This is a genomic window from Streptomyces sp. NPDC053367, from assembly GCF_044545925.1.
Classification (GTDB): domain Bacteria; phylum Actinomycetota; class Actinomycetes; order Streptomycetales; family Streptomycetaceae; genus Streptomyces.
Genome location: NZ_JBITYN010000011.1, coordinates 78,082 through 92,401, shown reverse-complemented (window position 1 = coordinate 92,401; position 14,320 = coordinate 78,082). Strand labels below are relative to the sequence as shown.

The window sequence follows — 14,320 nt, the reverse complement described above, 5'->3', positions numbered from 1 at the left end:
ACGCCCTCTCTGCGGTCTCAGACGTCGGCGGAGGTGCCCGGGGACAGCCGCAGATGGTCGGTGCCGCCCAGCGCGCCGATCTGATGGTCGTAGATCGGGCGGGCCAGATCGGTGAGGTAGGCGTCGTGGACGTCGTAGGCCCGTCGCGGCCGGACCTCGCGGACGTAGTCGATGACCTCGGAGATCTTGCTCCACGGCGCCATGACCGGGAGCATCAGCGTCTCCACCTCGTGGTCCGGCACGGTCAGGGCGTCGCCGGGGTGGAAGACGCGGCCGCCGTCGACCAGGAAGCCGACGTTGGTGATGCGCGGGATGTCCGGGTGGATCACGGCGTGCAGTTCGCCGTGCACCTGGACGTCGAAGCCGGCCGCGGTGAAGGTGTCGCCGTGGCCGACGGTGTGCACCCGGCCCGGGAAGGCGGCCGAGATCCGGTCGGCGACCGCCCTCAGGGTCCAGATCTCGGCGGCCGGGTTCGCCTCCAGCGCGGCGCGCAGCCGTCCCTCGTCGAAGTGGTCGGGGTGCTCGTGCGTGACGAGGAGCGCGTCCGCGCCGAGCGCGGCGTCCTCCTCGGTGAAGCCGCCGGGGTCCAGGACGAGCGTGCGGCCGTCCTTCTCCAGGCGGACACACGCGTGTGTCATCTTCGTGAGCTTCATGGTCCCCCATCCTGCCGCGCGGCCCTCGCCGCCGCTCACTCCGGCAGGGTGGTCTCCTCGCGGATGACCTGCTGCGCGACCCGGAAGGCGCTGCCGGCCGCGGGCATGCCGCAGTAGACGGCCGCCTGCATCAGGACCTCCTTGATCTCGGCCGGGGTGAGGCCGTTGCGCAGGGCGGCGCGGGTGTGGACGGCGAGTTCCTCCAGGTGCCCGCCGGCGACGAGCGCGGTGAGCGCGACGCAGCTGCGGGTGCGGCGGTCCAGGCCGGGCCGGTCCCAGATCTCGCCCCAGGTGCAGCGGGTGAGGAAGTCCTGGAAGTCGGCGGAGAAGTCGTCGGTCTGCGCGAGGACGCCGTCCACGTGCGCGTCGCCGAGCACCTCGCGGCGTACCTTGATCCCCGTCTCGTAGGGGTCCGCGGGCACTTCGGCCTCGGGCTGGGCCGCGGCCGGGGCGATCTCGGCGATGGGCGCGACCGGTGCGGGCGCCACGACGGCCATCGGCTGGGCCGGGGCGGCGACCGGCACCGGGATCGGGCCGGTACCGGTGTCCGGCTGCCAGGCGGTGGAGAAGTGCCGCACCAGCAGGTCGGTGACGGCCGCGGGCTGCTCGACGGGTACCAGGTGCGAGGCGCCTGGGACGACGGCCAGGCGTGCGTCGGGGATGCCGGCGACCAGGGTGCGCGCCTCCGCGGGGCCGGTGACCTGGTCCTCGGAGCCGACCAGCACGAGCGTCGGCACCCCGACCCGGGTCAGCTCGGGACGCACGTCGAACGCGGCGAGCGCCTCGCAGGCGGCGATGTAGCAGCCGGGGTCGGTCGTCCGCACCATCTGCACGGCCCAGTCGGTGATCGCGGGCTGCGCGGCGGCGAAACCGGCGGTGAACCAGCGGTCGGGCGCGGTACGGGCGATGGGGTCCAGGCCGTTCGTCCGTACGATCACCCCGCGCTGGCGGAACTCGTCGGCCGTGCCGAACCGCGGCGAGGCCGCGATCAGCGCGAGGGACGCGAGCCGCTCGGGGTGGCGCAGGGCCAGCTCGATGCCGACGGCCCCGCCGAGCGCGCAACCGGCGTACCCGAAGCGCTGCACCCCGAGCCCGTCGAGCGTGGCCAGCAGCCGCGCGGTGAGGTCGGCGACCGATCCGGCCGGGTACGCGGGGGCGCCGCCGTGCCCCGGCAGGTCGAACCGGAAGACCCGCCACTGTCGGGTCAGCTCGGGGACCTGGCGGTCCCACATGTGCCAGGTGGTGCCCAGTGAGGGACCGAGGATCAAGACCGGGGCCTCTTCTGGCCCGTCAAATCGGTATTGCAGGGTGTTCGACGGTGTCTCACTCACGCGTCAGACCCTCTCACGTCTCACGGACGCCCCTATAACGAGGGGGCGCCGGACGCCGGTCCGGCTCCTGGCCGGCTCAGCGGGGCATGCGTGACACCGGTCGGCGCCGGCCCGGCTGATCACTGCGGCGTACGGCAAGGGCCCGGCCTCCCGAAGCCGGGATGCCGGGCCCTCGTCGAGGCGCGCGATCAGGCGGGGCGGATGTTCTCCGCCTGCGGGCCCTTCTGGCCCTGCGTGACGTCGAACTCGACCTTCTGGCCCTCCTGCAGCTCGCGGTAGCCCGTGCTGGCGATGTTGGAGTAGTGGGCGAAGACGTCGGGGCCGCCGCCCTCCTGCTCGATGAAGCCGAAGCCCTTCTCGCTGTTGAACCACTTCACTGTGCCCTTGGCCATGACTGTCTCCTTCGAGGGAAACCGGGCGCGCACCATGCGCGGCCGGGAGGTGATCGCCCTGGTCCGGAGAGGCGCTAAACAGCAAGAACGCCCGCGATGGCGATCACGGGCGAACGGAACTTCGGAACCACGACTGCTGATCACAACGCTATAACGCCATGACCGAAGTCGCTAGCGAAAACGCGCCAGCATCCGGCTCGAAACGAAGGGCTTGATCGCCCGCGCAGCGACTCCCCGTCCCGGTCGCCGGAGTGATCCGGTCGTGCCGGGGCAGCCCCTGCGGGTGATCCGGTCGTGCCGGGACACCGGCAGCGGGTGCCCCGCTCCGTCGGGACAGACGATCACACGGGCAATGGATCACACCGTCCCGCTCTGCGGGTACCGTCAGGGTATGAGTCATCCCCACCCCGAGCTGAAAGCCGCCCCGCCCCTTCCCGAAGGAGGGCTGCGGGTCATCGCCCTGGGCGGCCTAGGTGAGATCGGCCGCAACATGACCGTCTTCGAGCACGCGGGCAAGCTGCTCATCGTCGACTGCGGCGTGCTGTTCCCCGAGGAGACGCAGCCCGGCGTGGACGTGATCCTGCCGGACTTCACCTCGATCCGGGACCGGCTGGACGACGTCGTGGCGGTGGTGCTCACCCACGGCCACGAGGACCATATCGGCGGCGTGCCGTACCTGCTGCGCGAGCGGTCGGACATTCCCGTCGTCGGCTCCAAGCTGACTCTGGCGTTCCTGGAGGCCAAGCTCAGGGAACACGGCATCCGGCCACGCACGGTGCGGGTGCGCGAGGGCGACCGGCGTGGCTTCGGGCCCTTCGACTGCGAGTTCGTGGCGGTCAACCACTCCATCCCCGACAGCCTCGCGGTCGCGATCCGCACCCGGGCCGGGATGGTGCTGCACACCGGCGACTTCAAGATGGACCAGTTCCCCCTCGACGACCGCATCACCGATCTGCGCGCCTTCGCCCGTCTGGGCGAGGAGGGCGTGGACCTGTTCCTGACCGACTCCACCAACGCCGAGGTTCCCGGCTTCACCACCTCCGAGCGGGAGCTGAACCCGGCGATCGAGCAGGTGATGCGCACCGCGCCGCGCCGGGTCATCGTCTCCAGCTTCGCCAGCCATGTGCACCGCATCCAGCAGATCCTGGACGCCGCCCACCAGCACGGCCGCAAGGTCGCCTTCGTCGGCCGGTCGATGGTCCGCAACATGGGCATCGCCCGTGACCTGGGCTATCTGAAGGTCCCCTCCGGTCTGGTCGTGAGCACGAAGGAGCTGGAGAGGCTCCCGGACCACAGAATCGCTCTGGTGTGCACCGGCTCCCAGGGCGAACCGATGGCCGCGCTGTCCCGGATGGCCAACCGCGACCACATGATCCGCATCGGCAAGGGCGACACCGTCCTGCTCGCCAGCTCCTTGATCCCCGGCAACGAGAACGCCATCTACCGGGTGATCAACGGACTCACGCGGTGGGGCGCCCACGTGGTCCACAAGGGCAACGCCAAGGTGCACGTCTCGGGGCACGCCAGCGCCGGCGAACTCGTCTACTGCTACAACATCGTCAAACCCCGCAACGTCATGCCCGTGCACGGCGAATGGCGCCATCTGCGGGCCAACGCCGACCTCGCCATCCGGACCGGCGTCGACCCCGAACGGGTCGTGATCGCCGAGGACGGCGTCGTCGTCGACCTCGTCGACGGGCGCGCGTCCATCACCGGCAAGGTTCCCGCCGGCAACGTCTACGTGGACGGCATGGAAGTCGGCGGCGCCACCGAAGCGTCCCTCAAGGACCGCCTCACCCTCGCCGCCGAAGGCGTCGTCACGGTGGTGGCCATCGTCGACGCGGACACCGGTGCCCTCGCCGAGGCCCCCGACTTCCTGGCCCGGGGCTTCGTCCACGACGACACCACCTTCGAGCCGGTCATCCCCGTCATCGAGAAGACACTGGCCACCGCGGCCGCGGAGGGTGTCGGGGACGCGCGCCAGCTCGAACAGCTCGTCGCCCGCGCCGTGGCGAACTGGGCGTTCCGCACCCACCGCCGCCAGCCCCTCATCATCCCCGTCATCATCGACGCCTGAGCCCCGGCCCGGCCGCACGGTCCGCAAGGCCGGGGACCCCAGTCGTCACGCAGCTCAAGGGTGCGGCAGCTGGCTCAGCCCCGGCCACGGACCATGCGGGGCACGACGGCACCCACGGACCATGCGGGGCACGACGGCACCCACGGAGCACGCAGCGTCCGGCGGCTCGCGTGTGCCGGCCACCGGGCAGGCGAAGCCGGCGCCCTGCGGAGCGGCACACCGCGTCATTGCGAAGGAATGCGGAACTCGAACTCGGGACGGTCCCAGGGCACGGCGGGCGGGTTCGCGAACGCGGTTCCGGTCCGCACTGCACCGACGCGGTGGTAGAACCCCTCGGCGGGAAGGTGCGACACGACCTTGACACGATCCAGCCCGGCCCCGCGGGCCTCGGAGAGCATGTGCGTGACGAGCAGTCGTCCGATGCCCCGCCCTTGCGCCTCGTCGGCGACGAACAGCAGGTCGAGCTCCGGCGGGTCGAGGACGAGCGAGTAGAACCCGAGGACCCGGCCTCCGTGCTCGTCGCCGTCGACCGCTACGAAGCTGCGGTGGGCCTCGATGTAATCAGGGCCGACCCGGTAGCCCGCGACTGCGGCTGCGTACTCACCCCGGTAGGCGCCTGAGCCCCGCACGAGCCGCGTGAGCCGCTTGGCATCCCGCGCGACGGCCCGCCGTATCGTGATCGGCCGGCCGGCCGGGGAAGTGCGTGAACCCATCCCAGAAGTATTTCGCACCGGGAAGCGCCTGCGCGCGGAGGGTCGGCTGCCAGGGCCTGTCGTTCCCGCACCGCTGCGGCGGAGCCGGCCGGCACCATGGTGCACCGGCAGCAGCAGCACGGGACGCGGACAAGGGTCAGGCCCCGGGCTGGATGCCCGGGGCCTTCCCGTCCTGCGGAATGCGCGATGTGCCGCCGACGTGTCAGCGGGTCTTCTTCAGGGTGACCTTGCCGGCCTTCTTCGTGAGCAGGGCGCCGCCCGCGCTCAGGGAGACGAAGAGGTTGTACCGGCCGGCGGGGAGATCCGACACGTCGATTCCGCCGGCTTCGGTGGTGAAGTATCCGGCGTCGTAGTTGCCGAAGTCGCCCTGTGGTACGAGCGGCCGCACCCGCGTGGCGTTCTTCTTCGCCGCCAGCAGGTACGAGTACGTCTCGGACTTCCCCTGGAGAACGAGGTAGTAGGCGGCGTGCATTTCCCGCTCGGCGTTGCGGCCCGGCAGGAAGAAGACGCCTTCCGTGTGGATCTTCCGGTCCTGCTGCTCGGACTTCACCAGCGAGAAGGCCGCGCTCTCGGAGTCCACTCCGATGATGTTCCTCTTGATCACCTTGAGGCCGGCCTTGCCGCCGCGGAAGATGACCTCCGAGTCACCGAAGGGAAGACGCCGGTCGATGACCTTGTCCGAGGTCAGCCGGGTCCTGCGCTCGATGCCCTCGGCCTCGCTGGCCACGCTGACGGACACGTCGAAGGTGCCTCGGGGCAGGGAGGTGAAGTCGAGGCCGTTCTCCGTGGCGAATTCACCTTCGGCGTATTCGCAGAAGTACTCGTCGAAATACTCCCGGTAGAGCTTCTTGCCCGGCCGCGTGTCCAGCGGATAGACGAAGGTCGTGCCCTTCTCCTCCAGGACGAGCCGCTTGGTCTCCGTGGTCGGCCCCTCGGGGGAGACGCCCGGCAGGAAGGCGTGGCCCTTCAGGTGCAGCTTGCCGTCGATGCGCACGGCACCGGTGAGGGTGGCCACGACGGTGTCGCGCCGGCGAAGCTCGGCGAGGTACGCGGACGCCTTCTCCGGGTCCTGCGTGCCGGCACCGATGCGGACCTCCCCGATACGGGGGGTGAAACCCTCCGACAGGGCGTGGACGATGCTCCACACCGAAGGCAGCGCCTGGCGGGTCACCTGGTAGTGCTCCTGGACCGTGGGCGAGTCCAGGAACAGGAAGTTGAAGTTCTCGTACGCCCGGAGCGCGGGCAGGTAGTGCTTCACTTCCTGCTCGTACTGGTAGTCGTTGGGCGACGAGATCAGGTAGATGTTCCGGTTGAAGTCCACCTCCTTGTCCAGGAGGTTCTTCATCACGGAGTCCATGACGGCGACGTTCTCGTCCGACTGCCCCTCGCCGAGGACGGCGTCGCCGAGCTGGCCGTGACCCTTGGAGTAACTCCCCAGGAAATACTGCGGAGTCGAGGAGACGATGTTCTTGTAGTCGTACTTCAGGCCGTAGTAGAGCGCGGCGGCACCACCCTTGGAGGTGCCCAGGAGAGTCACCTCGTCCTTCGTCACGCCCAGGCGCCCCATATAGTCCTCGATGAGCTCCTGAATGGAATCGGAGACACTGAAGTCCATATTGCGGGCCACATAGTAGGAGGCCCCGTCGTCGAAGTGGTCCCGGATGCGCAGGACATTGCAGAGAACGCCGTCGAGCGCGGCACCGAACCCGTACCTGCTGTCCACGGACGAGAACACCACGAGCAGGTGCCGGTGGTCACCGTGAGCCGGGCGGAACTGGAATTGGACGGGCCATTTCCCATAAACCTCCACATGCTCCTTGGCGACGCGAGTTCTTTCCGTCGCATAGTTGGGCGACAGGGGAGGAAGTGAATTGTTCATCGGGGCGTGAAGACTCTCTGGCCGGGGGCTCGGGCGGGGGGGCTTCGGCTCAGTATACGGAGCAGTCATCTGATGGTCATACAGAAGTACAGTGCGGTTACCGCGACATGAGTTGGGTAGACGCGCGCCTCCTCTTCAATGGATCTTGCCAAGGTTCCACAGGGGTGAAGGTCAACCGTTGATCGCCGCGATTCGCACGAGGCGCGCGGCCTGCACCTCGGCAGGGCACGGGCGTTTGTGCTGGTCACAGGCGTAGCAGCGGGCGACGAGGTGGCGGCGTATTCGCCGGTTTGACCTATTCCGGACTCGTTCGCGGGGATGTCGGCGACATGGGTGAATTCGCTGCCGACTGCCGGAATCCAGCGGATTTTCCGCATGGGGAGGGAAATTGGCGGGCCGGGCTGTTTCGCGTGCCTCTGTTCGGCGTGTCCCCCGAGGCGGCCGCCCGGTCACAGACCCGAGGCGGTGCCCAGGCCGGTGAGGGCGCCGACCGGGTCGTGGTCGGGGGTGCCCCGGGGCCACCAGTCGTCGGCGCCGGGGTCGGACTCGTAGGCGTACCAGAGGCCGTCGCGGCCGAGGCGGAGCTGGAGGTGGCCGCGGGGATGGGTCAGTCGGTTGCGGTGCGGGCGGAAGGCCGGCAGGTCGGCGGCCAGGAGCAGGGGACGCGCGCGGTCGAACCGGCCGGCCGGCGGGTCCCACGCCTCCTCCAGCACGGCGAGGCCGTCCGGGCCGCCCTGCCGCCACGCGGCGACCGCGCGGGCCAGCTCGGCCGGTGTGCGGCCCGCCGCGGAGGCGAGCGAGGCGTACAGGGAGCGGCTCCCCGCGGTCAGTCCTGAGCCGGGGCGGGCCGCGGCGAGCCGCACCGCGTCCTGCCACAGCGTCAGTTCGCCGATCGGGTCGTCGCCGGTGACCAGCAGCGTGTGGGCGCGGGCGGCGGCGTCGGTGGCCAGCTGGTCCAGCGCGAAGGGGTCGGGGCCGCCCGGCGCGGCCGGGTAGGCCGGGGGCTGCTCGGGGTGCGCGGGGGCCGGCGACGGCATCGGCAGCGGCGGCCGCTCCCGCCGGGCGAGCACCTCGCTCGCGCGCACGCCCGGCAGCGGGGCGGGGGGCTGCTCCTGCGCGGCACGGGCCGCGCGCGCGGCGTTACGGCGGGACAGCGCGTCCAGCAGCGCGCGTTCGCCCCGTCCGCGCAGCAGGAGCAGCACGAACGGGTCCGCGTCGAGCAGCCGGGCCGTCTGGTAGCACAGCGCCGCGGCGTGCTTGCAGGGGTGGCCGCGGTCCGGGCAGCTGCAGTGCGGCTCCAGCTCCCCCGGGCCGGGCAGCAGCGGCACGGCGCCGTCCGCGAGGGACGGGGGCAACTCCTTGTCCAGCAGTGCCGCGATGTGCGCGGGCCGCTCCGCCGCGGCGTCCAGGAACCTCTCCCAGTCGGCGTCGTCCAGCGTCCGCAGCCGCACCTGCACGCGATACGGCCGCGGCCTGCTGCCCTGCACGTACGCCAGCACCAGCCCGGGTGTGACCGTGATGGCGTCCACATGCCCCTGCTCGGCGTACCCCCGCCCGCGCACCAGCCGCTTCGCGTCCAGGGCGCCTTCCTCCAGCGCCCTGACCCAGGCGTTGCCCCACCAGGTCTCGGCGAAGGCGCCCTGTGCGGGGCGGGTGCTGAAGGCGGGGAAGGTGCGGCGCAGGTCGGTGTCGCGGTGCGGGTCGGCCATGGAGCGGGAGGTGGAGGCGGGCTGAGAGGCCGTCAGAAGCTGCTCAGGGGTGAGGTGATCCGTCCGGGCCGGAGGGTGCGGGGGCAGGGGGCGGGGGCCGTCCGCCGTGTCCGGGGCCGGGTCGGCCTTCGGCGCGGGGCGTCGGCGGGGTGCCTCGGCCGGACGGTGGCGGCGTGCCTCGGTCGGGGGCGCGGCTTCGCTCCGGGACGGCCCCGAGGACGTGCGGTCGCCGCCGGCCGGCTCCTGGGCCGCTCTGGCCGCACGCAGTGCCGCGCGGGCGACGTCACCGGGCCGCGGACCGGGGTGCGGCCGGTGCCCCTCGGGGTCCGTGGTCCGCTGTGCCGCGTCGGGCGCGAGGGCGGGAGTGTCGGCGGCGTCCGCCTCGGGCACCGGCGCGCCTCCGGTCTCGGGGCCGGGCGCCGTCTCCGGCCCGGGAGACGGCTCCGGACCGGGCGCCGTCTCCGGGGCAGGCGTGCCACGGCGCAGGGCCGCGCGGGCCGCGTCGGCGGGGCCGGGCGGGCTGTCGGCGGGGCGCACCCGGACTGCCGGGGTGCGCCGCCGCGGCCTGCCGGCGTCCGGTTCGGGGTGCACCCGGCTCAGTGCGGCCCGCAGCGCGCGACGGGCCTCGTCCGCGGGACCGGAGGACTGTGCGGTGGGGGCGTCCGCAGCTGTGGCGTCCGGGGCTGCGTCCGGGTTCGGCGGTGTCTCCGCCGGGCGTTCCTCCGTCATGACGTCCTCCGCAGGGAGACCAGGTCGGACAGCTCACGGTCGGAGAGTTCGGTCAGGGCCGATTCGCCGGAACCGAGGATGGCGTCGGCGAGGGCGCGCTTGGCGGCGAGCATCTCGGCGATGCGGTCCTCCACGGTGCCCTCGGTGATGAGCCGGTGGACCTGGACCGGCTGGGTCTGGCCGATGCGGTAGGCGCGGTCGGTGGCCTGTTCCTCGACGGCCGGGTTCCACCAGCGGTCGAAGTGGACGACATGGCCCGCGCGGGTGAGGTTCAGGCCGGTGCCCGCCGCCTTCAACGACAGCACCAGCACCGGAGTCGCCCCGTCCTGGAAGCGGTCCACCATGCGCTCGCGCTCGGGTACGGGCGTGCCGCCGTGCAGGAGGTCGACCGGGATCGCGCGGCCGGCGAGGTGGGCGGTGATCAGCCGGGCCATGCCGACGTACTGGGTGAAGACCAGCGCCGAGCCGTCCTCGGAGAGCAGGGTGTCCAGCAGCTCGTCCAGCAGGGCGAGTTTGCCGGAGCGGGCGGCCAGGCCCTCCGGGTTGCCGTCGGCCTCCTTGAGGTAGAGCGCCGGGTGGTCGCAGATCTGCTTGAGCGCGCCGAGCAGCTTCAGGACCAGGCCCCGCCGGGCGATGCCGTCCGCCGTCTCGATCGCGGCCATCGACTCGCGGACCACGGCCTCGTACAGCGCGGCCTGTTCGCGGGTGAGCGGGACCGGGTGGTCGGTCTCCGTCTTCGGCGGCAGTTCGGGGACGATCCCCGGGTCCGACTTCTTGCGGCGCAGCAGGAAGGGGCGCACCAGGCGGGCCAGCCGCCGCACCGCCTCCTCGTCCTCGCCCGTCTCCACCGCGCGCGCGTGCCGGGCGCGGAAGGACTTCAGCGGGCCCAGCAGACCGGGGGTCGTCCAGTCGAGCAGGGCCCACAGTTCGGAGAGGTTGTTCTCCACCGGTGTGCCGGTGAGGGCCACGCGCGCGGGGGTCGGGATGGTGCGCAGGGCTTTCGCGGTGGCGGAGTACGGGTTCTTCACATGCTGGGCCTCGTCGGCGACGACCATGCCCCAGCGCTGCTCGGCGAGGGCCGTGGCGGCCGAGCGCATGGTGCCGTAGGTGGTGAGGACGAAACCGCCGTCGAGGTCGTCGAGGCTGCGCTCGGTGCCGTGGAAGCGGCGGACGGGGACGCCTGGGGCGAAGCGGGTGATCTCCCGCTGCCAGTTGCCGAGCAGGGAGGCGGGGCAGACCACCAGGGTCGGTTCGGTGCGGGCGCGCTTGAGGTGGAGGGCGATGACGGTGACGGTCTTGCCCAGGCCCATGTCGTCGGCGAGGCAGCCGCCGAGACCGAGGGAGGTCATGAGGTCGAGCCAGGCCAGGCCGCGCAGCTGGTAGTCGCGCAGGGTGGCGGCGAGTCCGGCGGGCGGTTCCGCGGGGCGTACGCCGGCCGTCAGGCGGTCGCGCAGGGCGGCCAGCGCGCCGGCCGGGACCGCCTCGACTGTCTCGCCGTCGACCTCCGCGGTGCCGGTGAGCGCCACCGAGAGCGCGTCGACCGGGTCGAGCAGGCCCAGTTCGCGCTTGCGGGCCTTGCGGACGAGGGCGGGGTCCACCAGCACCCACTGGTCGCGCAGCCGGACGACCGGACGGTGGGCCTCGGCCAGCGCGTCCATCTCGGCGTCGCTGAGCGGGTCGCCGCCGATGGCGAGCTGCCAGCTGAAGCGGAGCAGTTCCTCGCTCTCGAAGAAGCCGGTGCCGTCGGTCGCGGAGCCGGGGGCGGGCCGCACCACCGCGGTGGCGGTGAGGTCGCGCGCGAGGTCGCGGGGCCAGTGGACGGCGACCCCGGCCGCGGCGAGCCGGGTCGCGGCCACCCCGAGCAGATCGCCCAACTCCTCCTCGGACAGGGCGAGGACGTCCGGCACGTCCTGCTCTGCGAGCCGGTCCAGCGGCGGCCAGACCCGGGCCGCGCGGCGGACGGCGAGCGCGGCGTCCACCCGCGCGCGTGGCCCGAACGCCCCGTCGGCCTCCCCCGCCCACAGCGCGGTCGCGTCGGCGACCAGGGTGGGGTCGGCGAGGCTGTGCACCTGCACGATCGCGGCCCCCGCGCGCCGGACCCGCTCCCCGCCGGGTGCCTCGGCTCCCCCGCCGTCGCCGCTGTCGAAGATGTCGTACGCCGACAGGTCAAGCCGGAGGGAGACGCGTACGCCCGCGTCCATGCCGGCGGCGACCTCGGCGGCCCAGTCGTGGGCTGCGGGCAGATGCTGGGGGCGGCGGTCGGCGAAGGGGCGGCCGCAGGCGTGCGGGGCGGCCGGGGTGCGGGGCAGGGTGTCCGCGACCGCGTCCAGGAAGGCGCGCATCAGCGCCTCCGGCTCGGGCAGCCGGACCGGGCCCGGACCGGGCAGCGGCACGGCATGGCCCTCGTAGGGCAGGGCGGCGGCGACAGCGCGCAGGTGTGCGATGTCGTCCGGGTCGAGGGGGCCGGCACGCCAGGCGTCGTGTCCGGAGGTGGTGAGCCCGGGCAGCAGACGGCCCCGCGCGGTGAGCCGCAGCGCGTGCAGGGCGGCGGCGCCCCAGCAGACGGTGGCGGGGTGGGCGGCGGGGTCCCGCCTGGCCCGGACGAGCAGAGGCAGGGCCTGGTCGAGCGGCAGGCTGAGTGCGGGCGCGGTGCCGCGGCGCACACCCTTGCCGTGGGGGCGGACGACGGTCAGCTCGGTGACGTCCTCGGAGGCCGGCGCCGGCCCGCCCTCCGGGTCCCAGAAGGCGACGCGGCCCTCGCGCGGGAGCGGGGCCGGGAGGAAGACGGCCGCGAGGCGCGGCAGGGCGGCCAGGTCCGGTCGCGGGGTCGTCGCCGTGTCGGTCATACGTCCTGTCACCTCCCGCCCGTCGTGTCGGATCAGATGTCTTCGACTCTACGGGCGGGGTCTGACAATCGGCCCCGGAGACCGCCCCGGGCCGTCCCGGGCAGACCGTGGCCCTGGCCTCATGGCGCGTGCGGAGAACCTCTCAGGGGGGCGTTCGTAAGGACAGCCGGGGCGCCGTACCGGAAGCCTCGGGCCGTCGTGAGGAAGCCCCGGGCCCTCCTGCGCGAGCCTCAGGGCGTCGTACGGGAGACCACGTACACGAACGGGTTGTTCGGCTCCGACAGGTTCACCATCACGTCCTGGGTGGGCGCGGGCTTCTTCTGCTCGTGGACGAGGCCGTACCAGGGGCCTGGGCCGCTGAAGTCCCAGCCGGTGATCCGCTGGTCGCGGGCGCTGATGGTGATGTCGCCGCGCTTGAGCTGGGCCCGGCTGGCGCCCATGTTCCGCAGGAACTCGTCGAGGTTGACGTTGGGCGCCTGGAACTGGACGTAGAGACGGCTGGTCTTCCAGTTGTTCGTCTCGTAGTGGGCGACCTTCACGGACGGGTGCGGTATCGGCACCTGGTAGAGGCGGCGCTGGACCTTGGACGGCCAGTCCTCGGTCAGACCGCGCGCCGAGTAGCGCGCCTCCTTGTCCTTGCCGCTGGCGCGGCTCTGTGCGGCGGAGATCATCAGGTAGCCGGCCGGGACGCCGATGAGCAGCACGATGATCAGCAGGGTGAGCGCCCGTCGGCGGCGCATGTGGCGGCGGTCCTCCGTGTCGTGGGCCGGCGCGTCGGGCGGGCCGGGCTGCTGGGGCAGGGAATCCGTCACTGGGACTCCCCGGTGCGGCGGGAGGCGGCGAACCACTCGTAGCGCTCGTAGCGCTCCACGCGGCGGCGCTTGGCGCGCCGGAAGCGGCGGGCGACCAGCCGGGCGAGGTCGGCGGCGCCCACCATGCCGGCCTCGGGGCCGAGCTGGGCGCGCACGATCCGGGCCTCGGGGCGGTAGCCGCGGCCGGTGAGATGCCGCTTGAAGGCGTCCCGCGCGGGGCCGATGAGCAGGTCGTCGGCGGCCGAGACGCCGCCTCCGATCACGAAGCAGGAGGGGTCGAGGGCGGCCGCGAGGTTGGCGATGCCGACACCGAGCCACTGGCCGATGTCCTGGAGCAGCTCGATGCACATCGCGTCACCCTCGCGGGCCAGCTCGGTGATCATCGGGCCGGTGATGTCGCCGACCTGCCCCTTGACGTGCTCGACGATCCCGTACGCCACCGGGGAGTCGGCCGCGGCCAGTTCCTTGGCCTCTCTGACCAGGGCGTTCCCTGAGCTGTACTGCTCCCAGCAGCCGCGGTTGCCGCACGGGCAGCGGTGCCCTCCGGGGACGACCTGCATATGGCCGAACTCGCCGGCGACGCCGTACTTGCCGCGCTTGACCTGGCCGTCCTCCAGGATCGCGCCGCCGATGCCGGTGCCGAGGGTGATCATCACCAGGTGGTCCTCGCCGCGGCCGGCGCCGAAGCGCCACTCGGCCCACGCGGCGGTGTTCGCGTCGTTGTCGACGAGCACGGGGACGGCGAGGCGCCCGGCGATGCGGTCGCGCAGCGGCTCGTTGCGCCAGGACAGGTGGGGGGCGAACAGGACCCGGTTGCGGTCGGCGTCCACCCAGCCGGCCGCGCCGATGCCGACGGCGTGCACGTCGTGCCGGTCGGACAGGTCCAGGACGAGCTCGACGATGGTGTCCTCGACGACCTTGGGGCTCTTGGACTTGTCCGGGGTCTCGGTGCGGACCTTCTCCAGGATGTTGCCGTCGGCGTCGACCACGCCCGCCATCACCTTGGTGCCGCCGATGTCGATGCCCACGGTCGGCACGCGGGGTGCCGTCAGGTGCGAGCGGCGTTCCCTGGTGCCGACCGTGCGCAGGACGGGCGCGCGGCGGGAGCCGATGGGGGCGGTGAGGTCGCGGTAGGTGCTCATCAGAGCCGATTCTGCCGTACGGGCACACTGCCCGGCG

At 72.5% G+C, this 14,320-nt stretch carries 10 protein-coding genes; 1 reads left to right on the top strand and 9 read right to left on the bottom strand.

Annotated features, from left to right (window positions below):
- Positions 1 to 17: 17 nt before the first annotated feature.
- The 3 genes from ACIGXJ_RS28790 to ACIGXJ_RS28780 form a co-directional block, all read right to left on the bottom strand.
- On the bottom strand, positions 18 to 653 hold the full coding sequence (locus tag ACIGXJ_RS28790; protein ID WP_399651205.1) for an MBL fold metallo-hydrolase: 636 nt from the start codon (positions 651 to 653) through the stop codon (positions 18 to 20).
- A 35-nt stretch (positions 654 to 688) separates the two neighbouring features.
- On the bottom strand, positions 689 to 1,984 hold the full coding sequence (locus ACIGXJ_RS28785) for an alpha/beta fold hydrolase (protein WP_399651202.1): 1,296 nt from the start codon (positions 1,982 to 1,984) through the stop codon (positions 689 to 691).
- Positions 1,985 to 2,172: 188 nt separating this feature from the next.
- Entirely contained in the window at positions 2,173 to 2,376 is a 204-nt protein-coding gene (locus tag ACIGXJ_RS28780; protein ID WP_399413250.1) for a cold-shock protein, read from the bottom strand.
- A gap of 391 nt (positions 2,377 to 2,767) precedes the next feature.
- Here ACIGXJ_RS28780 and ACIGXJ_RS28775 point away from each other — a divergent pair, with 391 nt between their 5' ends.
- Positions 2,768 to 4,453: a ribonuclease J gene (locus ACIGXJ_RS28775; RefSeq protein WP_399651200.1), complete on the top strand. Its 1,686-nt coding sequence runs from the start codon at positions 2,768 to 2,770 to the stop codon at positions 4,451 to 4,453.
- Between the two features lie 224 nt (positions 4,454 to 4,677).
- On the opposite strand, the gene ACIGXJ_RS28770 is transcribed toward ACIGXJ_RS28775, so the two are convergent.
- The 6 genes from ACIGXJ_RS28770 to ACIGXJ_RS28745 form a co-directional block, all read right to left on the bottom strand.
- Positions 4,678 to 5,166: a GNAT family N-acetyltransferase gene (locus ACIGXJ_RS28770; protein ID WP_399651198.1), complete on the bottom strand. Its 489-nt coding sequence runs from the start codon at positions 5,164 to 5,166 to the stop codon at positions 4,678 to 4,680.
- A 202-nt stretch (positions 5,167 to 5,368) separates the two neighbouring features.
- Positions 5,369 to 6,889 carry a hypothetical protein gene (locus ACIGXJ_RS28765; RefSeq protein WP_399651196.1) on the bottom strand — a complete coding sequence of 507 codons (1,521 nt, stop codon included), beginning with the start codon at positions 6,887 to 6,889 and terminating at the stop codon, positions 5,369 to 5,371.
- A 605-nt stretch (positions 6,890 to 7,494) separates the two neighbouring features.
- On the bottom strand, positions 7,495 to 9,483 hold the full coding sequence (locus ACIGXJ_RS28760) for an SWIM zinc finger family protein (RefSeq protein ID WP_399651194.1): 1,989 nt from the start codon (positions 9,481 to 9,483) through the stop codon (positions 7,495 to 7,497).
- Positions 9,480 to 12,329, bottom strand: a complete 2,850-nt coding sequence (locus tag ACIGXJ_RS28755) for an SNF2-related protein (RefSeq protein ID WP_399651192.1) — start codon at positions 12,327 to 12,329, stop codon at positions 9,480 to 9,482. The genes ACIGXJ_RS28760 and ACIGXJ_RS28755 overlap by 4 nt, the downstream gene beginning before the upstream one ends.
- 230 nt (positions 12,330 to 12,559) lie before the next feature.
- A complete protein-coding gene (locus ACIGXJ_RS28750; RefSeq protein ID WP_399651190.1) occupies positions 12,560 to 13,141 on the bottom strand; it encodes a sugar kinase in 582 nt (193 codons plus the stop codon).
- Positions 13,138 to 14,283 (bottom strand): ROK family glucokinase, encoded by a 1,146-nt coding sequence (locus tag ACIGXJ_RS28745; RefSeq protein WP_399651188.1) that lies wholly within the window; start codon positions 14,281 to 14,283, stop codon positions 13,138 to 13,140. The genes ACIGXJ_RS28750 and ACIGXJ_RS28745 overlap by 4 nt, the downstream gene beginning before the upstream one ends.
- Between the last annotated feature and the right edge of the window lie 37 nt (positions 14,284 to 14,320).